Origin of the sequence: Aquaspirillum sp. LM1 (genome assembly GCF_002002905.1) — a bacterium.
Taxonomy (GTDB): domain Bacteria; phylum Pseudomonadota; class Gammaproteobacteria; order Burkholderiales; family Aquaspirillaceae; genus Rivihabitans.
In genome coordinates this window covers 2,475,001-2,501,892 of the sequence record NZ_CP019509.1, presented here as the reverse complement: position 1 = coordinate 2,501,892, position 26,892 = coordinate 2,475,001, and the positions used below count along the sequence as shown (strand labels likewise).

Sequence of the window (26,892 nt, the reverse complement as noted above, 5' to 3'; positions counted from 1 at the left end):
GTGAGCGGGCGGGGTGCGTCAGGGGCGCAAGGTTACTGTACCCCTATTTAGCTCAGGCTACGGCCAGGAAAGCCAGGTCGCTGAAGGTGAGTGTTGGCGTGCCGACAAGCTTGATGGCGAGGTCACTGGCATTGGTAAAGGTGGCCTCGCTGCTTTGATCAAGCACCAGATAGGTATTGCCCGAGAAAACAAAGGCACTCACCGTTGGTGCACTGGTTGAGGCGCTGGCGGCAGCCGCCTGGTTGAGCAGGCTGGTCAGGGTATCGCCACTGCCGGCAGTCAGGGTATTGAGCGCGGTCGGGGCGGTGGTGCCGGTGGTAAAGGTGAAGCGTACCTTGTCTACATTATGGGTAAAATCGGTAATGCTTAATTGGTTGGCCCCTGCCGTGTGGTTACCTACATAACCACGCGTCATCCAGAAGGTGTCATTGCCGGCATCACCCGTCATGTCGATTGTGCCTGCTGGGTTAAGCATGATACCGGCCGCCTGATGGGGGGCGATCGCCAGGGTATCGTTACCATTACCCCCGACCAAGGTATCACTGCCACCGTAGCCGACGATATTGTCGTGACCGTCACGCCCTTCGATCCGATTGTTGCCGCTATTGCCAAAGAGGTTGTTATTTAGCTCGTTGCCGTAGCCGTAGGTGTTGCTTGTTCCGGTTAAGGTCAGACTTTCAATGTTGTTTTCATATACTGCCCAGAGGCCATATGGATCGCCTACAGAGATTGCATCTTGATAACCAACTAAAGAGATTACATCTTTACAATCAAGAGAAAATGAAACATCTGTCTTGATGGTATCAATTCCTTCATCTTTGTTTTCGACAATGTACAGATTTTGACTTCCGCTTACCCACGAGGTTTGGTCAATGATATAGGTGTCATTTCCTGTACCACCATGTAAATGGCTACCTGAGCCCGTGGTTAGGCTGATAATATCATCACCTTGGTCGCCATAAATATTTGATGAAGTATTGACTACCGTGATCCGGTCGTTACCATTTCCCCCCATAATATAACCACTATGATTTTGAGTTTCTCCGATTGTCTGAATTGAAATGACATCATTGCCATCTCCGCTGTAAATGGCTCCACCCCTGTTTCCATTTGATGTCAGAGTTTGTGTGATAATGTCATCTCCTTCTAAGCCATATGCTGTGGCATGGCCTTTAAGCGTAATTTGATTGTTGCTGTTGTTTCCGTAAACATTCAGCATGTTATCTTTGATTACCTGAATGTTTTCCAGGTTGTCTGCAAGATAAAAATCAACCGCTTCCTCATGGTTGATAACAGCCACGTCAATGCCTTCGTTCATGGATTCGATCAGGGTGTTGTTGGGTGCGCTAATAATATAGGTATCATTACCTGTTCCGCCAACCAGCGTATTGTTTCCTGTTCGGCCATCCAGCGTATCATGACCTTCTTCACCAAACAGCTGGTTGTCCCCATTGTTGCCAATCAGGGTGTTGTTCAGTGCATTGCCTCGACCAATTGCATTGCTGGTGCCTGTTAGGGTCAAGTTTTCAAAGTTATCCCCCAGTGTATAGCTGGCTGAGGTGATGATCGTATCAATCCCTTGGTCTACTTCTTCAAATACGCTATTGATAACAGTACTTTCCAGTGTGTAACTGTCATTGCCTGCACCACCACGCAGCTCATTATCCTGGTCTTGGCCAAACAACGCATCATTACCATCACCACCCAGCAGCGTATCATAACCTTGGCCGCCATACAGGGTATCATTGCCTGCGCCTCCCTCCAGTAAATTGTCTCCTGCATTACCTGTCAGTCGATTGTTCAGTGCATTGCCCACACCATTCAGATTGGCGCTACCAGCCAGCGTTAAATACTCGAGATTTGCACCCAGGGTATAGCTGAGATAGCTATTAATGGTATCAATGCCCTGATTGGCTGCCTCTGTGACAACATCATCAACATGATCAATCACATAAGCATCGTTGCCATACTCGCCTGCCAGGGTGTCGGCACCGACGCCACCATCGAGTGTGTCATGTCCATCACCACCATACAGGGTATCGTTGCCGATCTTGCCTTGCAGCAGGTCATTGCCTAATCCACCGTAAAGACGATTGTTGCCATTGTTACCCGTGATCCGGTTATTCAGGTCATTGCCTGTGCCATTCAGATTGCTGCTGCCTGCCAGTGCCAGGTATTCTATGTTATTACCCAGCGTATAGGTAATGGCACTGTTGACGGTGTCGATACCTTGGTTAACTTCTTCAATGATTTGATCGCCAATGTCATATAAAATATATACGTCATTGCCACTGCCTCCCTCCATCCTATCCAGGCCAGCGCTACCATCCAAATAGTCATCTCCATCGCCACCATACAGCGAATCGTTTCCTGTTCCGCCTTCTAGCGTGTCATTGCCTTGTTCGCCATACAGGTGGTTGATTGCAGTGTTGCCAGTCAATCGGTTGTTCAGTTCATTGCCGGTGATGTCGAAGGGGCTGCTGCCGGTCAGGGTGAAGTTAGTGTCGGTGGCTGACAGGGTAATTTGGTTTCCGCTGGTGGTGGCCATAGTTAAAGTACTCCATTTGCTTGTGGGTGGGGTGAATGCTTAAGGATACGCTGAAAAAATCGTCATTCCCGCGAAGGCGGGAATCCAGGGTTTTGATTTTGCTGGGTTTTGCTTCTGGCAAACACGATTTTTCTGAATAAATCAGCGTATCCTTAAGGCATGATACAGTAAAGCGATTTTTGTTTTTGCCTATTTTTTCATTGTTTGATAAATATCAATATGGGTAGGTATAAATACTATTAGTATAATTACCTATATAATTTTATATAAGTAAAAATACGTATTGCTGTGGCTGGGGTCGGTTGATGGCTAGTTGCCGGGCTGGGATTTGCACCATTTTCTTGCCGCCTGATGCGCTGCCCCATAGAATTCGGTGGTGACTCTTCTTGGCCTATTGCTATGCCCAGCCCGCATCCGCATTTCCCCGCTGCTGAAAAAGCCGCCCTGCTTGCGCTCAAAGGCGTGGGTCCCACCGTGCTGCTGCGTCTGGAGCAACTGGGCATTCACAGTCTGGCCCAGTTGGCGGAAGAAGACGCCAGCGTGCTCACCCAGCGGGTAGCGCAGTTGCTGGGCAGTTCGTGCTGGCGCAATAGCCCGCAGGCCAGGGCCGCCTTGCTCAGCTGCATTGCCCACGCCCGCCAGTCTCTGGCGCAGGCCTAAGGGGGATGGCCGACGTGGTGCGCGGTTGATGGGCCGGTTTTGGCTCCATTTTTTCCGGCATCTGCTGGTCAAAGGCTTGCCCGTCTGGACAATTTGGCTTAAAACACCGGTAGCGCGCTGTGGCGCAGGCTAAATTTCCGCACGACTGTCATCGTTACGTCATCATGGCAGCGTGCGCTGTCCGTATACTGTTAAGAAGGAACTGTGATGACCCGCATGGTGAACTGTGTGAAGCTTGGCCGTGAAGCCGAGGCCCTGGATGTGCCGCCGATGCCCGGCGAACTGGGCAAACAACTTTATGAGTCCGTCTCCAAGGAGGCCTGGCAGGCGTGGCTCAAGCAGCAAACCATGCTGATTAACGAAAATCGTCTCAACCTGGCCGATCCGCGTGCCCGCCAGTACCTGACCCAGCAAATGCAGAATTATTTCTTCGGTGCCGGGGCAGACATGCCGACGGGCTTTGTGCCGCCGCAGGCCTGACCGCAGCAATGCATGACCCGGCAGCATGCTGCCGGGCAGAAGGTCTGCCGGCTTTGCCGTTTTTCCTGACCGACCTCCGTATGACAACAACGCCTCTACCGCTGCTCAACCGTGAACTGGGCCTGATCGAATTCAACCGCCGCGTGCTGGCGCAAGCCGAAGACGTCGGGGTTCCCTTGCTGGAACGGCTCAAGTTTCTGTGTATTGTCTCGTCCAACCTGGATGAATTTTTTGAAGTGCGCATGGCTTCGCTCAAGGAAGCCCAGCGGCTGTCCCCCGGTCAGGCGCTGCCCGACGGGCTGCTGCCCAGTCAGGCGCTGACCAAAGTCTCGCAGGCGGCGCACGCGCTGGTGGAACGCCAGTACTGGCTGATGCGCGAAGTCCTGTTTCCGGCGCTGGCTGAACAGGGCATTCATTTTGTCCGTCGCGCCGAGTGGAGCCCCGCGCTGCACGAGTGGATTCACCAGTATTTTCTGCGCGAAGTGATGCCGGTGCTGACCCCAATCGGCCTCGACCCTTCGCACCCCTTCCCGCGTCTGCTGAACAAAAGCCTGAACTTTGCCATCGAACTGGAAGGCCGCGACGCGTTTGGCCGCAGTTCCGGGATTGCCATTGTCCAGGCCCCACGCATTCTGCCACGGGTGATCAAGCTGCCCGAAGAAATTGCCGGCAAGCCCAACTGCTTTGTGTTCCTGTCGTCAATGCTGCACGCCCATATTGGCGAGCTGTTTTCCGGCATGGCAATCAAGGGGTTTTACCAGTTCCGCCTGACCCGCGACAGCGAACTGACCGTCGAGGAAGACGAACTGAAAAACCTGCGCACCGCGCTGCAGGGTGAGCTGCGCCATCGCCAGTATGGCGACGCCGTGCGGCTGGAAATTGCCGACAACTGCCCGGAACATATGGAGGCGTTCCTGCTCAGCCAGTTTGGCCTGGAGCGTGCCGATGTGTATCGGGTGGAAGGCCCGGTGAACCTGGTGCGGCTGATGCAGGTGCCCGATCTGGTCGATCGCCCCGATTTGAAATACCGGCCATTTGTGCCTGGCCAGCCCGCCCCACTGGGTAAAAAAAACGACCTGCTGGCGGCGATTCGCAAGGGTGACGTGCTGTTGCACCATCCCTACCAGTCGTTTCAGCCGGTGATCGACCTGCTCAATGTGGCGGCCACCGACCCGCAGGTGGTGGCGATCAAGATGACCGTCTACCGCACTGGCACCGAGTCGGCGCTGATGGATTCGCTGATTGCCGCCGCCCGCGCTGGCAAGCAGGTGACCGTGGTGGTGGAGCTGATGGCGCGGTTTGACGAAGAAGCCAATATCGGCTGGGCCTCCCGGCTGGAAGACGCTGGCGCGCATGTGGTGTACGGCGTGTATGGCTACAAGATTCACGCCAAGATGCTGATGGTGGTGCGCCGTGAAGAAGGGCTGCTGCGCCGCTATGTGCATCTGGGCACTGGCAACTACCACCCGCGCACGGCACGGATGTACACCGACTTTGGCCTGATGACCTGCAACGAAGAAATCGCCAGCGATGTGAACGATATTTTTGTGCAGATTACCGGGCTGGGCCGGGTGGGCCAGCTCAAGCACTTGCTGCAGTCGCCGTTCACGTTGCATTCCGGCATGCTGGCGGCGATTGCCAAGGAAACCGCGATTGCCCGCGAAGGCCGCCCGGCGGCCATCATCGCCAAAATGAATGCGCTGCTGGAGCCGCAGATTATTGCCGCGCTGTACGAGGCGTCGCAGGCCGGAGTGAAAATCCGCCTGATCATCCGGGGGGTGTGCGCCTTGCGTCCTGGCGTGTCGGGGCTGTCGGACAATATCGAAGTGCGTTCGGTGGTCGGACGTTTCCTGGAACATCCTCGGGTGTTTTATTTTTACAACGACCGCCAGGAAGACCTGTACATCGCCAGTGCCGACTGGATGGGGCGCAATTTCTTCCGCCGCATCGAAACCTGCGTGCCGGTGCTGGATCCCAAGCTGAAACGGCGCATCATCAAGGAAGGCCTGCGCCCGTATCTGTTTGATAATGTCAACGCCTGGGAAATGCAGGGCGATGGCAGTTACAAGCGCAAGGGACAACGTGGCAAGCCGCGCAGCGCCCAGGCGATTTTGCTGGATGAGTTGAGCAGTCCGGTGCGCTAGGGACGCGCTGATTGATTCAGAAAAATCGTGTTTGCCAAAAGCAAAACCTCTGGATTCCCGCCTTCGCGGGAATGACGATTTTTCAGCTTTTTCAGCATTTTCCTCGTGCAAATGACGTTTTGTCTGGCGCTTGGCCGGGCGTTGCATGTTGGGCGTGTTTGCCTGCAGCCCGCTGTGATCTGGTGGGCTTGAATTGTGTATTTGGCGCAAAGCAGATGGCCGCAACGGAATTCTCCGTTGCGGCCATCTGCGTTCTTACCCATACAGGGTATGGCGTGCTACTGGTGTATTACGCCAGTTTCAGGAAGCTCAGATCGCTAAAGGTCAGCGTCGGCGTGCCGGTAATCTTCACGGCCAGGTCTGCTGCTGCATTGAAGGTGGCATCGCTGCTCTGATCAAACACCAGGTAGGTGTTGCCCGAATAAACAAACGAGGACACTGCCGGTGCGCTGGTCGAGGCGCTGGCGGCGGCGGCCTGGTTAATCAGGCTGGTCAGCGTGTCGCCTGTGCCGGCGGTCAGCGTGTTCAGCGCCGTCGGTGCAGTGCTGGTGGTATTGATGCTGAACTGTACGTGATCTACGCCATGGGTAAAGTCGGTGATGGTCAGCTTGCTGCTGCCGGCACTATGGTCTCCGACATAACCACGCACCATCCAGAAGGTGTCATTGCCAGCACCGCCAGTCATCTGGATGGTGCCGGTCTGGTTAAGCGTCACCCCAGCTGCCTGGTTGCCGTTGGCCATCAGCGTATCGTTGCCGTTGCCGCCTTCCAGTACATCGTTACCGCCGTAGCCTACCAGGAAGTCATGGCCATCCAGACCCATCAGGTGATTATTGCCACTATTGCCAAAGACATTGTTGTTCAAGGCATTGCCAAAGCCATTGGTGTTGCCTGTGCCGGTCAGGGTCAGGTTTTCAAAGTAGTCATCGCCAGCATAGCCATAGACCGATGCTTGTACTTCTGCTGCTGGCTCTGAGTAAATCCCATTGGTCAGCGAGTAGGTCAATGTGAACGACATTTCGCTTTTAATGGTATCAATTCCCTCATTGGCTTTTTCTGCCAGATAAAAATAGCCACTACCACTCACCATTGAGGCAGCATCAATAATGTATAAGTCATCGCCTGCGCCGCCCAGTAGATGGGAACCTGTGCTGTTCTCTGCCGTGAGTGTGTCGTTGCCTTCATTGCCATAGAGTACACCGGTACTATTAAAGATTTTGAGGTAATCATGGCCGGCACCACCCCACATATATGAGCCTGAGCCTGTCAATACAATTGAATCGTTGCCATTACCACCATACGCTTGACCAGCACTGGTGCCACTGATGACATCATCCCCATCCAGGCCATAAACATAGCTGACAGTATCCACCGAAATATAATTTCTTTCATTGTTGCCGGTCATGGTTTCGTGGCCGTTACCTTTGACTGCCATACGCAGATTTTCCAGCGTATTGGATAAGGTGTAATCACCATACATCTGACCAATCCAGACCGTATCGTTGCCCTCACCTGTATTTTCGACAATATGGTCATCCAGGGTGCGGATGGTGTAAATATCATCTCCCTTGCCGCCTACCAGGGTATTGAGCCCGCCACGACCATCCAGCGAGTCATTGCCATCTTCGCCAAATAGCTGGTTATTGCCATCATTGCCAATCAGGGTGTTGCGCGCGGCATTGCCACGACCGATGGCATTACTGGTGCCAGTCAGCGTGAGGTTTTCAAAATGCTCTGGCAAGGTGAAGCTGGATTGCATCACCACGGTGTCCGTGCCTTCGTTGGCATTTTCAAAGATGGTGTCCAGACCCACCGAGATATAGTAGGTGTCGTTGCCTGCGCCGCCGTGGAGTTCGTTTTCGCTTTCCTGGCCACTGAGCACATCATTGCCATCGCCACCAAAAATGGTGTCATTGCCCAGCCCACCGTACATGGCATCGTTGCCGTCTTCACCAAACAGCTGGTTGTCACCCGAATTGCCAATCAGGCGGTTGTCCAGTGCATTGCCATGGCCGATCAGGCTATTGCTGCCGGTCATGGTGAGGTATTCCACGTTGCTGGTCAGGGTGTAATCGACCAGCGCGGTATAGACAATATCGATACCTTTATTGGCTTCCTCTACCACCACATCGCCAGTGCTGTCAATTACAAATGAGTCGTTGCCGTAGTCACCGGCCATATAGTCATCACCGGCGCTGCCCACCAGGGTGTCATTCCCATCTCCTCCGTACAGCGAATCATTGCCGCCGCCACCGGTCAGGCTATCGTGGCCATCCACGCCATAGATGCGGTTGTTTGCATCATTACCGGTGATCCGGTTGGTCAGGTTGTTGCCATAGATATTGTAATCAACGGTGCCGGTCAGGGTGAAGTTGACGTCGGTGTTAGAGAGTGTAATTGACTTGCCGGTGGTGGTGGCCATGATTTTAGGTTTCCTTAAAAAATATGATGCGTCAAAGGGGGTGAGGCATCTCACTGGCCGTGATCATAAACGATATTGGGTGACTTTATACAGAACTCTTAGGGTTTTTGATAAAAATCAATCTGGCTACGTAATACTACGTAGATTATTTTGGCGTACCCATGAAAAATATATACGTAGTATTACGTAGTTTTCCATTTTATACGTATAAATACGTATAAAAAATTAATACGTATTTATACGTATTTTCTCGTTTGGTATTTTTTTAATTTTTTGTCATTGACGGGTGGCTGCCTGCTTTACCAGGCGATACCGCTTTGATGTCTTGAGTTTGGCCTTGAAGCCACTTGGGGAGTTGGCTGGATAACGGAATACGTCGCTACCCAGGGGCGGAAGCTTGGTTGTGCAGACACAAGGTTTGAGGTGTTGCCGAGATGACTCAGGGGTGAGGGGGCGCGAGAAGAAAAATGCGCCAGAGGGGCGAGTGCTGTATCCAGCGGTTCAAAACGGGTAGGCAAGGGCGGATTGCTGATCGCCGGGGGCTTAGCGTGAAAGAGCCCACCACCAGGACGAGCGTCACCCTGGCCCGAAGGCCATGTAAAAAAACGCCCATGCAGAATCAGGCGCTGGCTGGCGTGATAAAGCCAAATTTAGTCAGCGCCTTGATCCAGCGTGGGGCATTGCGCTGAACAGAGAGCGCCTCGTAATCCGTCGCGCAATCCCGGTAATGCTCGCGCCGCTTGAGCATGAAGAACAGCGTGCGCAGAATTTTGTGACCAATTGCAATAATGGCGCGTTTGTAGCCACGCCTGACCACAAGAGCCTGGAACTTCGACTTGAACACCGATGTGGTGCGACTGGCGGCATGCGCAAACTCGCACAGCAGGCGGCGCACATATGGGTTGCCCTTGCGGGTGTGGCCTGACTTGCGCTTGCCCGCCGACTCGTTGTTGCCCGGGCAAACGCCAACCCACGAAGCCAAACGATCTGCGCTGCCGAAGGCGCCCATGTCCGAGCCAATTTCCACCAACAGCATCGCCGCGCCGATCAGGTCAACGCCAGGGATCGTTTGCAGCAGCGCCAGCGTGCCCCGCTCGGATTCAAGCCCAGCCAGCAATCGGACGTCGAAGCGGTCGATCCTGGCTTCGATCTCCTCAATATGCTGCATCAGTTCGTCGAGCACGAAGCGGTGACTGGCGGTCAGATCGCCTTGTAGGGCATCGAAGATCTCCTCACGGCTGGCCTTCAGTCGGCGGCTGGCCAGGTTGATCACCTGCTGTGGGGCTTGCCCGGCGATGATCGCCTTGACCATGGCGCGGGCAGATTGCCCATGCAGATCGCTGACCACTACGCCAAGGCGAATTCCACTGTCGGTCAGCACTTTGTGCAGCCGGTTCTTCTCAGAGGCCAGTTGGCCAACCAGTTTCTGTCGCTGACGGGCAATCAGGCGCAATTCGCGCAATGCTGCAGGCGGGACAAACGAGGCGCGCAACAAACCGGCCCGCGCCAGCATCGCCAGCCAATGGGCATCGCCCACATCGGTCTTGCGGCCAGGGACATGCTTGACGTGGCGGGCATTCACCACCTTGGCGCGGATGCCGACTGCCTCCAGCGCGGCATACGGGCTCTTCCAGTAGATGCCGGTGCTCTCCATCACGACTTCATCCGGGTGCAAGGAAGCGGCCCAATCCGCGAGTTCCCGGCGGTCGCGGGCAAAGCCGCCAAACTGCCGCTGCTCGATGCGCGTGCTGCCATCGGGTTGCTGAATCAATGCGCAGGCGGTGATTTGCGCCTGATGGACGTCGAGTCCGATGACGCATTTGTACAGTGCTGACAGTTCCATGGCGCTTCCTATCGATTTACACTTGAGGATGGAAGGAGGCGGGCACCAGGACTGAATGAGCCTGAAGGCGACAAGTCGCCAACGGCCTGTTTAGCGTGCGCTCTCGATGGAAGCAATCCGGGGTGCGAGTCAGTCTGGCAGGTCACGTTAGAGGCTGGGTCAAGCCGCAAAGTACTAATACGACCTCGACCCGCCAACTTCCACCCGATAGTCTCTTTCATCTTCTGGGGTGGCGCTACTCTCCATGATCGTTAGGGCAAGATGCGTCGTATATGTAAGGAGATAGCGTAAGGCATGGCTAACGCAGTAGGCTGGCAAGCGAGGGCGAAGCGCCTCGGAAAGGTGCATGCTCAGCGCTGGCGCGGTTGGCGCTTGGGTAAGGTGTCGCGTGCAGAACTGGTGGGCCCGGTGGGGTTCGAACCCACGACCAAAGGATTATGAGTCCTCTGCTCTAACCGACTGAGCTACAGGCCCGCAAGACTGTCATGACGCGCAAACGCCCATCTGACAAGCGCTCACGATTCTAGCATATTTTATGCGTTTGGCCATGGGGCGTTTGTCAGCGTGGTTCACATGGGCGTGCGCCCAGCGCCAATGAGAGAGCCTGGCCCGCTGCTTTGTCCGGTTTTTCCTCAGGGTGAAGGCGGATTTCCCGATAAAAACATCCGTTCAATTAGGCACATGCTTTGCTTTGACTGACCCTACAACACAACATTCTAAATGCAGAACCGAGAGGGAAACTCGATATGGCACTAGCCAGCATGCGCATGGCGCTCAGTGATCGCGAACGACGATGGTTGCCGTGGTGGGGCAAAACCGGAAAAGTGTCGATGCGCTGGGCCACGTTCCTGAACCGGCATCGGCTGGAGGGGCTGGAGCAGTCGTTTACCGGCATTGCCGAAACCCGGGTCAACATCCTCACCCAATGGACCCAGGAGCAATGGCAGCACCTGGATGCGCTGGCCGACCAGTTGGTGGGCGGCATGCCGCAGGTGGATGAGGCCATCCTGCGTTTTCGTCACCAGTTGGCCGATGCGTTTTCCGAGCTGTTCGTGATCGACGCCAATGGCGTGGTGCTGGCGTCCACCGCCAACCAGCGCCAGGGGCGTCACGACCTGCCGGCTGCAGCGGTGGCGCGCGGCGTGCAAACCCGGTTTTTGCACGGGCCTTATCTGGATTCGGTTACCCAGGCGCTGGGGCCGAGCACGTCCAAGTTCCACGATGCCGTCACGCTGATGTTTTACCAGCCCCTGCTGCGCAATGGCCAGAGCGTCGGCGCAGTCTGCGGGCGGGTACCCAACGATGTGGTCAGCGACTTGATCCAGCGTGAGGCCGGGCATATTTTTCATGAGTCGGGCGACAACTACCTGTTTATGGCCAAATCGGTGTTTGATCCGAGTATTGCGCCAGGCACAGCGTTGTCCCGTTCGCGCTTTGAAGACAAAACCTTCTCGCTGGGCGACAACCTGAAAGACGGCATTCGCACCCGCTGGGGCGTGGTGCGGGTGCAGCAGCATACCGAGTTTGAACTGGTGTTCAACGACCCGGCCACCGGCCAGTTGCACCCCGGCGTGCGCGAAACCATTCGCAGCGGCGAAAACCTGTTTGTCACCTATCCGGGGTATTCCGACTACCGGCATATTCCGGTAATTGGTCGCGGCGTCACCTTCCAGCTGCCGGGGTCGCCCGATACCTGGGGGATGATGTGCGAAGCCGACCTGGAAGAAGTGTATCGCCACCGCACCATTAGTTACCGTTTAACCCGGCTGTATATCACCACCATGCTCATTACCTGGGCAGCGGCCAGTGGGGTAGACGCGCTATTTGAGCTGGATTTGCACTCTCGTAGTGCGGTTGCACTGTGTGCGCACATGTTTGGTGCGTGGCTGTTCCTGACCTTTGGCACGCGCAAGCTGACCAACCGCTTCCGCCAGATGATCCGCATGGTGCGTACCATTGCCGAAGGCGGCGGCGATTTGCGCCAGCGTCTGGACCGCAGCACTGGCCGCACCGACGAACTGACGGTGATGGCGCAGTGGTTCAACAGCTTTATCGACAATCTGGAAGGAATTGTCCGTCGGGTGATCCACACCTCCAACGAGATTTCCACCACCAATCAGGTGATGCAGCATGGCCACCATGCCACCCGTGACACCACCCACACGGTGCTCGGGCTGATGGATGACATGTTTGCCTCGCTGGCTGGCCAGATGCGCGAAATCGACGCCGCCAATATCTCGGCGGTGGAAATGAAGCGGGTGATGCAGGAGATGGTGGACAACGCCAGCCAGCAGGTCAATCTGGTCCGTCAGCGCTCGCAAGGTATTCGCGACTCGGTGGCTGAATCCAGCCGCACGCTGACCCAGCTGGAAACCAGCACGGTGGAAATTGGCCGGGTGGTCGGGGTGATCAGCGAAATTGCCGACCAGACCAATCTTTTGGCGCTGAACGCGGCGATTGAAGCCGCCCGCGCCGGCGAGCAGGGTCGGGGCTTTGCCGTGGTGGCCGACGAAGTGCGCAAGCTGGCCGAACGCACCAGCAAGGCCACTGATGAGATTGGCAGCATGATTTCCGGCGTGCAAACCCAGGCGCACGGCGCGGTGGCCAGCATGGCGGTGGGCATGCGCGAAATGGAAGAAGGCCTGAAGCTGGCCGAGGAAACCGCGTCGGACAATGGTGAGGTACACCGTCTGGTCGAGCAGTTGTTCCACGCCATTGATGGTATTGCTGCCACCAGCCGGGCGCACAATGACAAGGTGCAGCAGGTCAGCGACGCCACGCAAAGCACCAGCCAGGTGCTGGCGGAAACCGGGCATACCACCCAGCAGACGCTGTTTGCCTCCAACCGCCTGCAGCAGCTGGTCAATCAGTTCAAGGTGGGCTGAGCGCCTGCCGTCTGCCCTTTTTCCTGGATAAAAACTGGATGAAAAATTGCCGTTCACCTGTATGGGCTGAACGGCATTTTTCATGCGGTATTGCTGAGGCGCTTATTCCAGCGGCACGGCATACGGTAACGGCAGAACCTGCAAGGCCGGGCCATCCAGCGCGCCCAGATGCACGCCGCTTTCCAGCGCCGGCAGCTGGAACACCGCCAGTGCCTCGCTGCCGCCCGTGGGAGCCGGTACGGCATTGACGATATGGCCGATGGTCTGTTCGGCAGTGGCCGGGCTGAACAGTGCCTGGCCAGCGCTGACGCCGTTGGCGTCCAGATGCACGCGGAACATCCGCCGCTTGGTCTTGCCCAGATACTGGGTGCGGGCGACGATTTCCTGGCCAGGGTAGCAGCCCTTTTTGAAGCTGACCGCGCCAATCAGCTCCATATTGGCCATCTGTGCCACAAACAGCTCCTGGGTGGCGGCGCTGATCCACGGCAGGCCATGGGCGATGTCCTGGGCATGCCAGTCGGTCTGACTGACAGCGTGGGCACCGCCGGCGCACAATGCCTGCCACAGGGTGGGCGCTGCGCTGGCGGTCAGGTCAAGCAGCAGGCGGTCACCGGCCAGCGCCAGCAGGCTGCCGTATTCGCCCTGTGTTACCTCGCCTGGTGCGCTGGGCACCTGACCGAACACCTGGCGGGCCAGTTCGCCCGCTTGCGCGCCGCTCAGGCCCAGCAGCACGCTGTCGCTGTCCAGCGCCACTTTAACCTTGGCGCGCAAGATAAACATGCCCAGACGTTTTTTCATGGCCTCAGCCAGATCGGCGCGCACCATCAGCCGATAGTGCGTCTCGCGTTGCCAGACCAGAAAGCTGGCCAGCATGCGGCCTTTGGCGGTGGAATAGCTGGAGTATTGCGCGTGCTGGTCGTTCACTTCGCGCACGTCGCTGGACAACTGGCCCTGCAAAAAGGCCTGAGTCTCTTCGCCATGAAAATCCAGCACGGCAAAATCGCTCAGCGCACACAGGCGGGGGGCGTCGGTCTGGGTCGGGTAAGTGGGGGGCGTGGGCTGTTGGGCCAGCCAGGCAAGCCAGTCGGCATTCATCGGCGGTCTCCTGCCAAAGGGGGGATGGAATGGGGCGACGCACATCAGCTGGCGTCGAAGCATCAAAAACACATCGCGGCAATTGGCGCAGATTCAAGCCCGGGTGGGATGAATTGCGCGGCAAGCAGGCAACAAAAAGCCCCGCGAAAATGGCGGGGCTTTTTGCGGTGGCGCAAGAACGCGACAATCAGGCAGCAATGGCCTTGATCTTGGCGGACAGGCGGCTCTTGTGACGAGAGGCCTTGTTCTTGTGCACGATGTTCTTGTCAGCGATACGGTCGATCACAGCAACGGACGACTTGAACACTTCCTGTGCGGCGGCTTTGTCGCCAGCCAGCACTGCTTTCAGCACTTTTTTGACGGCGGTGCGATATTGGGTACGCAGGCTAGCGTTATGCTCGCGGGCCACTTCGGCCTGGCGAGCGCGCTTGCGAGCTTGTGCGCTATTTGCCATGGATGTCTCCTGGGACGGATTCTGTAAAACACGCGATTTTACTCACCATCGGCATGTTTTGCAACAACAATCCCAAGGCCTGCCCTGCTCACGCACAACAGGCTGCCGGCCCTGGCCCGGATTCGGCTAAGATACGCGCTTTGCCGGCTGTTCCGGTGTTTGATCTCCGCGATGAATCTGCTAAAAACCCTGGCCACGGTCAGCAGCATGACCCTGGTGTCGCGCATTCTGGGCTTTGTCCGCGACGCCATTATTGCCCGCAGCTTTGGTGCCGGGATGGCCACGGACGCGTTTTTTGTGGCGTTCAAGCTGCCCAATCTGCTGCGCCGGGTGTTTGCCGAGGGGGCGTTTTCCCAGGCATTTGTGCCGGTGCTGGCTGAATATAAAGAAAAACAGGGCGACGACGCTGCACGGGCCTTGCTGGCCAATGTAACCGGCCTGCTTACTCTGGCGCTGGCGGGGGTGACCCTGCTGGGCATGCTGGCCGCGCCATGGGTGATTTACCTGTCCGCCCCTGGCTTTAGCAACGACGCCGACAAGTTTGGCCTGACCGTCACCCTGCTGCGCATCACCTTTCCCTATATCTTGTTGATCTCGCTGGCCTCGCTGGCCAGCAGCGTGCTGAACACCTGGCGGCAATTTTCCATTCCGGCGCTGACGCCCACGCTGCTTAATATCAGCTTCATCCTGTTTGCCACCCTGCTGGCCCCGTATTTTGATCCGCCTGTGCTGGCGCTGGGCTGGGCGGTGTTTGCCGGCGGGCTGGCCCAGCTGGCGTTCCAGCTGCCCTATCTGCGCCGGATCCGCATGCTGCCCTGGCCGCGTTTGCGCTTTAATGATGCCGGGGTGAATCGCATCATGCGCCAGATGGGGCCGGCTATCTTTGGGGTGTCGATTGGCCAGATTTCGCTGGTGATCAACACCATCTTTGCCTCATTGCTGGTGTCGGGTAGTGTGTCGTGGATGTACTACGCCGACCGGCTGATGGAATTTCCCACCGGGGTGCTGGGGGTGGCGCTGGGCACCATTCTATTGCCGTCACTGTCACGCCATGCCGCCCAGGCAGCGGACGCCGAGTTTTCCCATCTGCTCGACTGGGGCATCCGATTGTCTTTGCTGCTGGCGCTGCCTTCGGCAGTGGGGCTGGCCATTTTGTCCTGGCCGCTGATTGCCACCTTGTTCATGTACGGCAAATTTACCGCCAACGATGTGGCGATGACCCAGCAGGCGCTGATTGCCTACGCGTTCGGTCTGGTCGGGTTGATTCTGGTCAAGGTGCTGGCACCAGGGTTTTATGCCCGGCAAAACGTGAAAACCCCGGTGCGGATCGCCTTGCTCACCCTGGCCTGCACCCAGTTGATGAACCTAGCGTTTATTATTCCGCTCAAGCACGCCGGCCTGTCGCTGGCCATCGGGCTGGGGGCGTGCCTGAATGCGGGTCTGCTGCTGTATCAACTGCGCCGGCATGGCATTTACCAGCCGCAACCGGGCTGGGGACGCTTTGCCCGGAAGGTGGCGCTGGCGCTGGCGGTGATGGCGGAAGTGCTGCTGGTGCTGTACTGGAGCCTGCCGCTGGACTGGCTGCACAGCGCTGCCTGGCAGCGGGTGGTCTGGCTGACCGTGCTGGTGCTGATTGGGGTGCTGGTGTACTTTGCCTGCCTGTATGCGCAGGGCTTTCGGCTGGCCGATTTCAAGCGGCGCGAAGCCTAGGCGCTTGCCCGTCCAGTCCCAGCGCCTGACGGGCGTTGGCGCTAGTGGCGGTGAGAATGTCTTCCACGCTTTCACCACGCAGTTCGGCCAGAATCCGGGCAAAGCGTGGCAGATTGTCCGGCTGGTTGGGCTGTTCGGGTGGGCACCAGGCCGGGCGGATGTCCGGCGCGTCGGTTTCCAGTACCAGCGCCGACAGCGGTAGCGTGGCCGCCAGCTGGCGAATGCGCTGCGAACCGCTATAGCTCATTGCTCCGCCAAAACCCAGCTTGAACCCCAGCGCAATCAGCGTATCGGCCTGCTGGCGGCTGCCATTGAACGCATGGGCAATGCCGCCGGGTGGTGATACCTGGCGCAGATACTTCAGCACCCGATCCTGCGCCCGACGCAGATGCAGCACCACCGGCAACTGGCGCGCGCGCGCCAGCTTCAGCTGGGCCAGCAGCAATGCCTCCTGCGCGGCGGGGTCGAGTTCAGGCAGATAAAAATCCAGGCCGATTTCGCCCACCGCGTCGGGCCGCTCGCGGTCCAGCGCGTCGGCCAGCTGTTCCAGATGCTCGGGCCGGTGCTGGGCCAGATACACCGGATGCAGGCCCAGCGTCACCCGGCAGCCATAGCGGCTGCGCATGGCCAGGGTGGCTGGCCAACTGGCGGTGCTGACGGCAGGAACCAGCATGTCGCCCACCCCGGCAGCCAGCGCGGCGTTGACCACCGAATCGCGGCAAGCGGCAAATTCGGCGGCGTCAAGATGGCAGTGGGTGTCGAATAGCGTGGGGGGCATGGGGGCTCCGGCAAGGGGGCGACAGGGCGGTCGCGCTTGCCGGCTGCCCATGGCGTTGTGCATCATAGCTGGCTTGTTTCTGTGTTGGCCACTTTATCCTGGAGCATTGCCACCATGCTGGTTTACCGCCCGGCTGTTACCGATGATCTGGACGCCATGCTGGCGCTGCTGCACCGCAGCGCGCAGCGCCATGTGCTGCCAGGGTTGAGTCCGCAGGGGCAGGCGCATTATCTGGCCCAGCTTGACCGGCCCGTGTTGGCAGACAAACTGGCTGACCGGCAACGCTTTGGCTTTGAGCTGGCCTGGTGCGCCGGGCAGTTGGCCGGGCTGGCGGCGGTGCGCTGGCCTGCGCACGTGTATTATCTGTTTGTCGATGACCCGTTTCAGCGTCAGGGTGTGGCCCGCCAGCTCTGGCAGCGTCTGCAGGCTAGCGCGCCGGATGCGCGGCTCTGGCGGGTGAATGCCGCGCCTGGCGCAGTGGTGGCGTATCAGCGTCTGGGGTTTGTGGCTACCGGGCCAGAACAGCAGTTACAGGGTATTCGCTATGTGCCGATGCAGTGCCAGCGCGCCGGCCCAGATCTGGCGGATGGTCTTGCCTGACACGCAGGCGCTGGCGTAAACCACATCGCCCCGGCCTGCGTGGGCGCGGGGCGATGGCTGTTGGGCGTTGCGCGGCTTTATGCTGCGGTGGCCACAAACCGGCCTTGCAGCACCTGTTGCAGCACCGACAGCGGCACGCCTTTTTCGATCACCGCCTGGCCCAGCTGGCGCAGCAGCACAAAGCGCAGCTGGCCTTCTTCCACTTTCTTGTCGTGGCCCATGTATTCCAGCCAGGTGTCCACACCCAGATTGGGCGAGATCGTGGGCAGGCCGGCGCGTTCGATCAACGCCACGGCGCGGGCCACGTCAGCTTCGCTGATCCAGCCCAGCAGGCGTGAGGTTTCCGCCGCCAGCACCATGCCCGCCGCCACCGCTTCGCCGTGCAGCCAGGCACCGTAGCCCATGCCGGCCTCGATGGCGTGGCCAAAGGTGTGGCCCAGGTTGAGCAGGGCGCGCACGCCGGTTTCTTTTTCGTCCTCGCCAACAATATCCGCCTTCATCTGGCAGCAGTGGCGGACGGCTTCGGCCAGGGTGGTACGGTCGCGGGCGCGCAGTGCGTCGATGTGTTGTTCCAGCCAGGCCAGAAACTGCACATCGCCCAGCAGCGCGTATTTGATCACTTCGGCCAGGCCGGCGGACAGCTCGCGCGCTGGCAGGGTGTCCAGCACGGCCATGTCGGCCAGCACCGCGCGCGGCTGGTAAAACGCGCCGATCATGTTTTTGCCCAGCGGGTGGTTGATGGCGGTCTTGCCGCCCACCGACGAGTCCACCTGCGCCAGCAGGGTGGTGGGAATCTGGATGAATGGCGCACCGCGCTGGTAGCAGGCGGCGGCAAAGCCGGTCATGTCGCCAATCACCCCGCCACCCAGGGCAATCAGCGTGGTCTTGCGTTCGGCGCGCCCGCCCAGCAGGGCGTCAAAGATCAGGTTCAGCGTTTCCCAGGTCTTGTAGGCTTCGCCGTCAGGCAGAATCACCGGGGTGACGCTGACCCCGGCGGCTTCCAGCGCCTGTTGCAGCGGCGCCAGGTACAGCGGGGCAATTGTGGTGTTGGTGATGATCGCGGCTTTTTTCTGCGGCAGGTGCGGCAAAATCAGCGCCGGATTGGCAAACAGGGCTTCGCCAATGTAGATCGGGTAGCGGGTGTCGGGCAGAACAAGGTCAAGCGTTATCATGCGGAAGCGCCGGGCAGGGAGGGGAGGAACCACCCGCCGGGCTGGCCAGCTTGCTCAGCAGGCGGCTGACCAGCAGGTGGACATTCTGGCGCGAGGTGTCGATGATGATGTCGGCCACTTCGCGGTAGAGCGGGTCGCGCTGGGCAAACAGGCTTTCCAGCTTGGCGCGCGGGTTGGCGGTTTGCAGCAACGGTCGGCTTTTGTCGTTTTGCGTGCGCAGCAGCAGGTCGTCGATCGAGGCGCGCAGATAAATCACCGTGCCGTGGGCCGCCAGCACCTGACGGGTATCCGGATGGGTGACGGCACCGCCGCCGGTGGCCAGCACGATATTCTGGCGCAGCGCCAGCTCGGCGATGGTCTTGCGCTCGCGTTCGCGAAACGCCGGTTCGCCTTCAATTTCAAAAATCGTCGCCACGCGCACGCCCGCGCGCGCTTCGATTTCGTGGTCGGAGTCGTAGAAGGTTTTGCCGGTTTCGCGCGCCAGTGTGCGCCCGACGGTGGTTTTACCCGCCCCCATCAGCCCGACCAGAAAAATATTGCCAGCAACATGTATCATGCCCGATATTGTACCCAAAGACCTCCCGCCCGCGCGACACCCCCGCCATACAAAAATTTGTCCTGCGCAGACAGTCGTGAATGGGCGGGTCTATAATCGGCGTTCCTTATTCCTGTGTTTTTCCTGCCTATGCTGACTCGCGTCCTGCTTGGCGTGGTTGCCCTGTGTCTGGCTCTGGCGGTGGTTGCCGTCGGTTTGCTGGGCTTTGCGGTGGCTGTGACCTACCCGAAACTGCCTGACCTGGCGGTGCTAACCGATTACCGTCCGAAAATCCCCCTGCGCATCTACACCGCCGATGGCGTGCAGATTGGCGAGTTTGGCGAAGAGCGTCGTTCGTTCACCAAAATCCAGGAAGTGCCACAGCTGATGAAGCAGGCGATCATGGCCGCCGAAGACGAGCGCTTTTACCAGCATGGCGGTATCGACTACATGGGCGTGCTGCGCGCCGCCACTGGCAACCTGATTTCCGGACAAACCAAATCCGGTGCATCGACCATTACCATGCAGGTGGCCAAGAACTTCTTCCTGTCGTCGGAACGCACGCTGACGCGCAAATTCAACGAGGCGCTGCTGTCGTTCAAGATTGAGCACAATCTGAGCAAGGACCAGATTCTCGAGCTGTATTTCAACCAGATCTATCTGGGCCAGCGTGCCTATGGTTTTGCCGCTGCCGGGCAGATTTACTACGGCAAGCCGCTCAAGGCGCTTAGCACCGCGCAGATGGCCATGCTGGCCGGGCTGCCCAAGGCACCGTCTTCGTATAACCCGGTGGTCAATCCCGAACGCGCCCGTCTGCGCCAGCTGTATGTGTTGCGCCGGATGCGCGAGCTGAACTTCATCAGCGCCGAACAATACGAAGCGGCCAAGAACGAGCCCGCCAGCGTGTCGCGCCAGGCCGAGGATTTCAGCGTGCCGGCGCAGTACGTGGCGGAAATGGTGCGCCAGACCATGTTCGAGCGTTACAAGGAAGCGGCGTACACCGACGGTTTCCGTGTGGTCACCACGCTGGACAGCCAGCACCAGAAATGGGCGTTTGACGCTCTGCGCGTCGGCCTGAGCGAATACGACGCCCGCCATGGCTATCGGGCACCCGAGTCGTATATCGACCTGAAAACCCTGCCCAGCGGCGAACGGGATGAAGCGCTGGATGAAGCGCTGGCGGCCATTCGCGACAGCGGCAAGCTGCAGCCCGGCGTGGTGCTGGAAGCCGGGCCCAGCCAGGTGGTGGTGTATCTGCGCGGTGGTCAGCAGGTTGTCATCAAGGGCAGCGGGCTGAATTTTGCCCGACGCGCCTTGTCGGCCAAGCTGACCCCGGCGCAGCAGATTCGCCCTGGCGCGGTGGTGCGGGTGCAGCGCAACGACAAGGACGAGTGGGAAATCAGCCAGATGCCGCAGGTGGAAGGCGCGTTTGTGTCGGTCGATCCGCACAATGGCGCGATCAAATCGCTGGTGGGCGGTTTTGACTTCAACCGCAACCACTTTAACCGGGTGACCATGGCCTGGCGTCAGCCGGGTTCCAGCTTCAAGCCGTTTATCTATTCGGCGGGCCTGGAGCGTGGCTTTACCCCGTCGTCGATGATCAACGATGCGCCGCTGGTGATCGACCCGCAGTCGATTGGTGGCCAGCGCTGGGAGCCGAAAAACTACGATGGCAAGTTTGGCGGGATGATGACCATGCGTCAGGCGCTGACCCGGTCGAAAAACCTGGTGTCCATCCGTATCCTGATGGCCATCGGCACTGACTACGCCCAGGAATATATTGGCCGCTTTGGTTTTGGTGCCAAGCAGCATCCGGCCTACCTGACCATGGCGCTGGGCGCGGGGGTGGTGACGCCGCTGCAAATGGCGGAAGGCTACGCGGTATTTGCCAATGGCGGCTACCGGGTGCGCTCCTACATCATCGACCGGATTGAAGACAATCAGGGTCGGGTGCTGGCGCGAACCACGCCATCGGAAGTGGGCAAGAATGCCGAGCAAACCATCGACCCGCGCAACGCTTTCATCATGACCAGCATGATGAAGGACGTGGTGCGCTACGGCACCGCCACCCGGGCGATGACGCTGGGGCGCATGGATCTGGCCGGCAAAACCGGCACCACCAATGATTCCCGCGATGCCTGGTTTTCCGGGTTCAATGCCCATCTGGTGGGCATTGCCTGGGTGGGCTTTGACAATAACCGTAGCCTGGGCGGCGGCGAAACCGGTGGCGGCGCGGCCTTGCCGATCTGGATCCACTATATGACCCAGGCGCTCAAGGGCGTGCCAGAGGTGGAGGCACCGGTGCCTGCCGGGGTGGTGGAACGTGCTGGCGCTGGTGCCAGGGGTGGGCCAGAGTATTTTTACGAGGAGTTCCAGAACACCAATCCGGAGCTGGGCCTGAACAACCGCAGCAGCGACCCGCAAGCTGGCGATGAGGCTGCCCCAGCGCCGGATGGCAAGCCGGCGGACAAACCGGCTGCGCCCGGCACGCCGCCGCGCAGCAATGCTGCCCGCGATGCGGTTGAACGGGTGAAGGAACAGTTGTTCTGAGCTGAGGCAGTCTCTGTCTGGCGTTAAAAAACCGGCCCTGAAACAGGGCCGGTTTTTTGATGGGTGCCAGGGTTGGATTCTCTGGTGTCAAACCCGCGCCAGCGCCGGGTTTTTGGCAAAGTACTGCCGGATGCCGTCCATCATTGCATCGGCAATCTTGTCCTGATGGTTGGTGTTGGTCAGCTTGGCCTCTTCAGCCGGGTTGCTGATAAAGGCGGTTTCCACCAGCACTGACGGAATATCTGGCGCTTTCAGCACGGCAAAGCCGGCTTGTTCCACTTCGTTGCGGTGCAGGCGGTTGATTTCGCCCAGCTGGCCCAGCATGTATTTGCCCAGTTTCAGGCTGTCGGCAATCGTGGCGGTCTGGGTCAGGTCAAACAGGGTGTGCGCCAGGTATTTGTCCTTGACGTTGAATTTCACCCCGCCAATCAGGTCGGCCTCGTTCTGGGTTTTGGCCAGATAGCGGGCGGCGGTGCTGGTGGCGCCTTTTTCCGACAGGGCAAACACCGACGAACCGCGTGCCGAGCTGTTGATGAAGGCATCGGCGTGAATCGAGACAAACAGGTCGGCGTTGAGCTTGCGCGCCTTGGCCACCCGCACCCCAAGCGGGATGAACACATCTTCGTCGCGGGTCAGGAACACGCGCATATTCGGGTGGGCTTCCAGCTTGCGCTTGAGCCGCTTGGCGATTTGCAGCACCACCACTTTTTCCTTGGCACCAGACGGACCCACGGCACCGGGGTCTTCGCCGCCATGGCCAGGGTCGAGCACCACCACAATCGGGCGGTTGCTGCGTGAGGGTTTTTTGCCGGGTTTGCTCGGCGGTTCGTCGCTGTCGGCGTGGCTGTCCTTGCTGTCTTTGTTGTCCTTGCCGTGATGCTTGTCGGTTTTCTCGGCCTTGTCTGTCTTGTCTGTCTTGTCGGTTTTTTCCGGTTTCTCCGCCTTGTCGGCCTTATCCGCCTTGTCGTTCTTGGGCGGCTGCATGTCCTTGTCCAGCTTGCCCTGGTTGTAGTCGTTCAGCAGCGCCAGCAAGGGGTCATTGCTGGCGGAAGGATAAATATCCATCACCAGCCGGTGTTTGTATTCGGCGACTGGCGGCAGCATGAATACCTGGGGCTCTACCTGGGTTTTCAGGTCGAGCACCACCCGCACCGTGGTCGGGTTGAACTGGCCGGCGCGGGCGGTTTTGATATACGGGTCTTCGCCGCCCACTTTGCTGTCCAGCGATTTCAGCACTGTATTGAGCTGCACCCCTTCGATGTCCACCACCAGCCGCTCCGGGTTTTTCATGGTGAACTGCTTGAAATGCAGCGGTTCCGGCGATTCCAGGGTGATGCGGGTGTAGGTGCTGGATGGCCATACCCGCACGGCAATAATCTGCCGGGCCCCTGCGGCATGCCCCAGACGGGTAACGGAGAGCAGGGCGGTCAGGGTGGCGGCGCCGATCAGGCGGCGGCGGGTGGCGTCAAAGTCGACAGACATGCAGTTCCTCGCGGGGTCAGTGCGGTCACGGTCAGCAAACGGCCTGCGCCGTCCAGTGCCAGGTTCACGGCCAGGTCGGCGGCGGGCAGCCAGCCTTCGGCCTTGTCCGGCCATTCCAGCAGGCACAGGCTGTGTGGGCCAAAGTATTCGCTAAAGCCGGCATCGCGCCATTCTGCCGGGTCGGCAAAGCGGTACAAATCAAAATGGAACACGTCCAGATTGGCCAGGTGATAGGGCTCCACCAGGGTGTAGGTGGGGCTGCGCACCCGGCCCACATGGCCCAGCCCGGCCAGCACGCCACGGGTGAGCGTGGTCTTGCCAGCGCCAAGGTCGCCGTACAGGGTGATCACCATGCCGCCGCCCAGTTCGCTGGCCAGTTGCCGACCGGCGGCCAGGGTGGCTGCTTCATCGGCCAGGGCAATTTGCCAAACGCTGCTATCATCCATCGGATGTGTCCTGAACCTGCTCAAAACCGGGATTATCCCGAATTAGCCCAACAAATCAAAGCCTGGGCGTATGAACTTGGCTTTTCCGGGGTCAGTATTGGCCGCGCTGCCTTGCCCGAAAGCGTGGAACAGTCGCTGCTGGACTGGCTGGCGGCTGGTTTTCATGGCGAGATGGATTATATGGCCCGCCATGGTGTGCTGCGCGCCCGTCCGGCTGAACTGGTACCTGGTGCCTTGACGGTGATTTCCGTGCGCCTGCCCTACCGTGATCCGGCTGCCGCAGACATGCACGCGGTGCTGGCGGACGGTGAGAAAGCCGCCATTGCCCGCTATGCGCTGGGCCGCGACTACCATAAAACCCTGCGCAATCGCTTGCAAAAACTGGCCGACCGGCTGGTGGCTGCCGTTGGGCCGGTGGGCTACCGGGTGTTTACCGACAGCGCACCGCTGATGGAGGTGGCGCTGGCCAGCCAGTCCGGGCTGGGCTGGCGCGGCAAGCACACCTTGCTGATTCAGCGTGACGAAGGGTCGTTTTTCTTTTTGGGTGAATTGCTCACTGATCTGCCGCTGCCGCTGGATGCCCCTACCGATGCCCACTGCGGGCGCTGCACCCGCTGCCTGGACGCCTGCCCCACCCAGGCGATTGTGGCACCGTATCAGCTGGACGCTCGTCGCTGCATTTCCTATCTGACCATCGAGCTGGCCGGCAGTATTCCGGAACCCTTGCGTGCGCTGATTGGTAATCGGGTGTACGGCTGTGATGACTGCCAGCTGGTGTGTCCGTGGAACCGGTTTGCCGTGCCGACGAGTGAGGCGGATTTTGCCGTGCGTCACGGCCTGGATCATGCCAGCCTGGCCAGCCTGTTTGCCTGGGAAGCCAGTGATTTTACCCAGCGCATGGCCGGTAGTCCGATTTACCGGATTGGCCATGAACGCTGGCTGCGCAATCTGGCGGTGGGCCTGGGCAATGCCCCGGCCACCCCGGCGGTGCTGGCGGCGCTGCTGGCGCGGCGCGACCACCCGTCGGCGCTGGTGCGCGAGCATGTCGGCTGGGCATTGGCCCGACAGGGCGTGATATGATGCCTTCCTTTGCCGGCCTGCCGTCTGCGTGGCCGGCGTTGGCTGAAATCAAGTGAGAGTAATGACCGCCTTGGACCGTCGCCCCATTGGGGTGTTTGACTCGGGGATCGGTGGCCTGACCGTCGTGCGTGCGCTGATGGACCGCCTGCCGTTTGAAGACCTGATCTACTTTGGAGACAGCGCCCGCGTGCCCTATGGGGTAAAGTCGGTGGCCACCATCGAAGATTTCACCCGGCAAATTGCCGAGTTTCTGCTCAAGCGCCAGGTCAAGGCGCTGATTATTGCCTGCAACACCATGGCTGCCGTAGCCGCCGAGGTGGTGCGCCAGGTGGCCGGCGACGTGCCAGTGCTGGATGTGATTGACGCCGGCGCACGCAGCGCGGTGCAGGTCAGCCAGCGCGCCAGTATTGCGGTGATTGCCACGCCCACTACGGTCAATAGCAATGCCTACGCCCGCGCCATTCATCATCTCAGCCCGGATGCCCGGGTGTACTCGCAGGCCTGCCCGCTGTTTGTGCCATTGGTGGAAGAAGGCTGGCTGGATCACCCAGTCACCCGGCTGACCGCCGAGGAATACCTGAAGTCGGTGCTGGTCGAGGACGTGGACACGCTGGTGCTGGGGTGTACCCACTACCCGTTGATCAAGCCCCTGCTGCAAGACGTGACCGGCCACCGGCTGACCATCGTCGATTCGGCAGTGACCACGGCTGAGGCCACCGCCACCCGGCTGGCCGAGCTGGGGTTGCTGAATCCGCAACGCGGCATGCCCAATTACCAGTATTTTGTCACCGATATTCCGCTACGCTTTCAAACCATTGGCGAGCGCTTTCTGGGCCGCTCGATCCGCCAGCTGGAGATGGTCAAGCTGGCGTAAGGCGTAACACCATTTTGGGAGGCCATCGTGCCCTGTGTGCAGGGGCGCGTGGCGGCGGGACCGGATGACGCGAAAGGGTGTAATGGACGACAGCGTACGAGCAGCCATGGCCAAATGGCCGAATGTGCCCGATGTGTTTGGCTGGCTGCGCCTGGATGGCCGTGGCCAGTGGTGGATACAGGACGAACGGCTGAGCCACCCGGCGATGATCGAGTTCATCCAGCGCAACTATGCGCAGGACCGCCAGGGTCGGGCTTTTTTTCAGAATGGCCCGCAGCGGGTGTTCGTGCAGTGCGATGTCAGCCCGTATGTGGTGCGCTACCAGCACGGCGACTGGCGCTTGCACGATGGCGAAGCGGTGTTCTGGATTGGCGGGGTGTTTCTGACTGCCGAGGGCATGCTGCTGCTGGATGTGAATCGTGGCAAGCTGGCGGTGGTGGATGACCGTGATCTGACGGCGGTGCTGGCCTTGCTGCACGATCAGGAGCGCCGGCCGCTGGATGACGACAACTGGGTGCGCTGGCTGGACGGCACAAGCACGCTGTTCATGACCTATCGTCCGCCGCAACCGCATTTGCCCGTGCAATTGGCCACACTGGCTAACCTGCATGAGCAGTTTCACCTGAAGGTACAGCCCGAGCCTGAAGCAGAATAGCCTGCCAGGGGAAAACCGGGCGCAATCCATGGCGCTGGCCAAGCGCCACGCGGATTGCGGTGATGGTCTTTCAGCAATCCGCGCGGCGCGCCGGGTTTGTGCGGTATGGTCTCGCTGTTATTTGTTGGGCGTCAGCACAGTATCCTGTGCGCTGGCCAGGGTGTCCGGATAGTCACTGCTGTAATGCAGGCCACGGCTTTCGTGGCGGGCCATGGCCGAGCGCACAATCAGTTCGGCAGTCGCCACCAGATTGCGCAGTTCGATCAGGTCATTGCTGATATGAAAGTGCCGGTAGTACTCGGTAATTTCATCCTGCAGCAAGTCAATCCGGTGCAGCGCCCGTTCCAGTCGCTTGTTGGTGCGCACAATCCCGACATAATCCCACATCGCCCGACGCAGTTCGTCCCAGTTGTGCGACAGCACCACTTCTTCATCCGGGTCGGTCACCTGGCTGTCATCCCAGGCCGGAATCGGCGGAA

General features: G+C 59.2%; 21 protein-coding genes and 1 tRNA gene (1 of these 22 only partly in view). 10 read left to right on the top strand and 12 right to left on the bottom strand.

Features of this window, described 5'->3' with window-relative positions; all coding sequences use genetic code 11:
• Nucleotides 1-52: 52 nt before the first annotated feature.
• Complete coding sequence (locus tag BXU06_RS10735) at nt 53-2,548, bottom strand: calcium-binding protein (RefSeq protein WP_077299403.1); 2,496 nt, start codon at nt 2,546-2,548, stop codon at nt 53-55.
• A gap of 399 nt (nt 2,549-2,947) precedes the next feature.
• On the opposite strand from BXU06_RS10735, the gene BXU06_RS10730 reads away from it, so the two are divergent.
• The 3 genes from BXU06_RS10730 to ppk1 all read left to right on the top strand — a co-directional run bounded on the left by BXU06_RS10730 (nt 2,948) and on the right by ppk1 (nt 5,832).
• The gene (locus BXU06_RS10730) at nt 2,948-3,208 is read left to right on the top strand and encodes a Pathogenicity locus (protein WP_077299401.1); all 261 of its coding nucleotides are present in this window, start codon (nt 2,948-2,950) and stop codon (nt 3,206-3,208) included.
• A gap of 207 nt (nt 3,209-3,415) precedes the next feature.
• Entirely contained in the window at nt 3,416-3,688 is a 273-nt protein-coding gene (locus tag BXU06_RS10725; protein ID WP_077299399.1) for an oxidative damage protection protein, read from the top strand.
• An 80-nt stretch (nt 3,689-3,768) separates the two neighbouring features.
• Nucleotides 3,769-5,832 carry a polyphosphate kinase 1 gene (gene ppk1 / locus BXU06_RS10720; RefSeq protein WP_077302814.1) on the top strand — a complete coding sequence of 688 codons (2,064 nt, stop codon included), beginning with the start codon at nt 3,769-3,771 and terminating at the stop codon, nt 5,830-5,832.
• A gap of 289 nt (nt 5,833-6,121) precedes the next feature.
• Here ppk1 and BXU06_RS10715 read toward each other — a convergent pair whose 3' ends face one another.
• The 3 genes from BXU06_RS10715 to BXU06_RS10705 all read right to left on the bottom strand — a co-directional run bounded on the left by BXU06_RS10715 (nt 6,122) and on the right by BXU06_RS10705 (nt 10,571).
• Nucleotides 6,122-8,308: a calcium-binding protein gene (locus BXU06_RS10715; protein WP_150125175.1), complete on the bottom strand. Its 2,187-nt coding sequence runs from the start codon at nt 8,306-8,308 to the stop codon at nt 6,122-6,124.
• Nucleotides 8,309-8,873: 565 nt separating this feature from the next.
• Nucleotides 8,874-10,097: an IS110 family transposase gene (locus tag BXU06_RS10710; RefSeq protein WP_077296620.1), complete on the bottom strand. Its 1,224-nt coding sequence runs from the start codon at nt 10,095-10,097 to the stop codon at nt 8,874-8,876.
• A gap of 397 nt (nt 10,098-10,494) precedes the next feature.
• Nucleotides 10,495-10,571, bottom strand: a tRNA-Ile gene (locus tag BXU06_RS10705).
• A gap of 272 nt (nt 10,572-10,843) precedes the next feature.
• Between BXU06_RS10705 and BXU06_RS10700 the strand changes: the two genes are divergently transcribed.
• Entirely contained in the window at nt 10,844-12,982 is a 2,139-nt protein-coding gene (locus tag BXU06_RS10700) for a methyl-accepting chemotaxis protein (protein WP_077299395.1), read from the top strand.
• Between the two features lie 102 nt (nt 12,983-13,084).
• Here the strand turns inward: BXU06_RS10700 and BXU06_RS10695 are convergent, their stop codons facing one another.
• Both BXU06_RS10695 and rpsT read right to left on the bottom strand, forming a co-directional pair.
• The gene (locus BXU06_RS10695; protein ID WP_171982193.1) at nt 13,085-14,077 is read right to left on the bottom strand and encodes a folate-binding protein YgfZ; all 993 of its coding nucleotides are present in this window, start codon (nt 14,075-14,077) and stop codon (nt 13,085-13,087) included.
• A gap of 187 nt (nt 14,078-14,264) precedes the next feature.
• Nucleotides 14,265-14,531, bottom strand: coding sequence for a 30S ribosomal protein S20 (gene rpsT, locus BXU06_RS10690; RefSeq protein ID WP_077299391.1), 267 nt, complete (start codon nt 14,529-14,531; stop codon nt 14,265-14,267).
• A 171-nt stretch (nt 14,532-14,702) separates the two neighbouring features.
• On the opposite strand from rpsT, the gene murJ reads away from it, so the two are divergent.
• Nucleotides 14,703-16,241: a murein biosynthesis integral membrane protein MurJ gene (gene murJ, locus BXU06_RS10685; RefSeq protein ID WP_077299389.1), complete on the top strand. Its 1,539-nt coding sequence runs from the start codon at nt 14,703-14,705 to the stop codon at nt 16,239-16,241.
• On the opposite strand, the gene BXU06_RS10680 is transcribed toward murJ, so the two are convergent.
• On the bottom strand, nt 16,222-17,019 hold the full coding sequence (locus tag BXU06_RS10680) for a TatD family hydrolase (RefSeq protein WP_077299387.1): 798 nt from the start codon (nt 17,017-17,019) through the stop codon (nt 16,222-16,224). The genes murJ and BXU06_RS10680 overlap by 20 nt on opposite strands.
• A gap of 114 nt (nt 17,020-17,133) precedes the next feature.
• Between BXU06_RS10680 and BXU06_RS10675 the strand changes: the two genes are divergently transcribed.
• Nucleotides 17,134-17,619 carry a GNAT family N-acetyltransferase gene (locus tag BXU06_RS10675; protein WP_077299385.1) on the top strand — a complete coding sequence of 162 codons (486 nt, stop codon included), beginning with the start codon at nt 17,134-17,136 and terminating at the stop codon, nt 17,617-17,619.
• Nucleotides 17,620-17,696: 77 nt separating this feature from the next.
• Here the strand turns inward: BXU06_RS10675 and aroB are convergent, their stop codons facing one another.
• Both aroB and aroK read right to left on the bottom strand, forming a co-directional pair.
• On the bottom strand, nt 17,697-18,791 hold the full coding sequence (aroB, locus tag BXU06_RS10670; protein WP_077299383.1) for a 3-dehydroquinate synthase: 1,095 nt from the start codon (nt 18,789-18,791) through the stop codon (nt 17,697-17,699).
• Entirely contained in the window at nt 18,778-19,347 is a 570-nt protein-coding gene (gene aroK / locus BXU06_RS10665; RefSeq protein ID WP_077299381.1) for a shikimate kinase AroK, read from the bottom strand. Before aroK ends, aroB begins: the two co-directional genes overlap by 14 nt.
• Before the next feature lie 129 nt (nt 19,348-19,476).
• Between aroK and BXU06_RS10660 the strand changes: the two genes are divergently transcribed.
• The gene (locus BXU06_RS10660; RefSeq protein ID WP_077299379.1) at nt 19,477-21,876 is read left to right on the top strand and encodes a penicillin-binding protein 1A; all 2,400 of its coding nucleotides are present in this window, start codon (nt 19,477-19,479) and stop codon (nt 21,874-21,876) included.
• 87 nt (nt 21,877-21,963) lie between these two features.
• Here the strand turns inward: BXU06_RS10660 and BXU06_RS10655 are convergent, their stop codons facing one another.
• Together BXU06_RS10655 and tsaE are read right to left on the bottom strand one after the other, a co-directional pair.
• Entirely contained in the window at nt 21,964-23,358 is a 1,395-nt protein-coding gene (locus tag BXU06_RS10655; protein ID WP_077299377.1) for an N-acetylmuramoyl-L-alanine amidase, read from the bottom strand.
• A complete protein-coding gene (gene tsaE, locus BXU06_RS10650) occupies nt 23,322-23,804 on the bottom strand; it encodes a tRNA (adenosine(37)-N6)-threonylcarbamoyltransferase complex ATPase subunit type 1 TsaE (RefSeq protein ID WP_077299375.1) in 483 nt (160 codons plus the stop codon). Before tsaE ends, BXU06_RS10655 begins: the two co-directional genes overlap by 37 nt.
• A gap of 111 nt (nt 23,805-23,915) precedes the next feature.
• Here tsaE and queG point away from each other — a divergent pair, with 111 nt between their 5' ends.
• From queG to BXU06_RS10635, 3 genes are all read left to right on the top strand, one after another.
• Nucleotides 23,916-24,884, top strand: coding sequence for a tRNA epoxyqueuosine(34) reductase QueG (gene queG, locus BXU06_RS10645; RefSeq protein WP_253189447.1), 969 nt, complete (start codon nt 23,916-23,918; stop codon nt 24,882-24,884).
• Between the two features lie 61 nt (nt 24,885-24,945).
• Complete coding sequence (gene murI, locus BXU06_RS10640) at nt 24,946-25,758, top strand: glutamate racemase (protein ID WP_077299371.1); 813 nt, start codon at nt 24,946-24,948, stop codon at nt 25,756-25,758.
• Nucleotides 25,759-25,864: 106 nt separating this feature from the next.
• Nucleotides 25,865-26,413, top strand: a complete 549-nt coding sequence (locus BXU06_RS10635) for a DUF2946 family protein (RefSeq protein WP_171982192.1) — start codon at nt 25,865-25,867, stop codon at nt 26,411-26,413.
• Nucleotides 26,414-26,530: 117 nt separating this feature from the next.
• Here BXU06_RS10635 and nadB read toward each other — a convergent pair whose 3' ends face one another.
• Nucleotides 26,531-26,892: the 3' portion of an L-aspartate oxidase gene (gene nadB / locus BXU06_RS10630; RefSeq protein ID WP_077299367.1), read on the bottom strand. It continues 1,228 nt past the right edge of the window; the window shows 362 of its 1,590 coding nt (coding positions 1,229-1,590); its start codon lies beyond the right edge, outside the window; it ends in the stop codon at nt 26,531-26,533.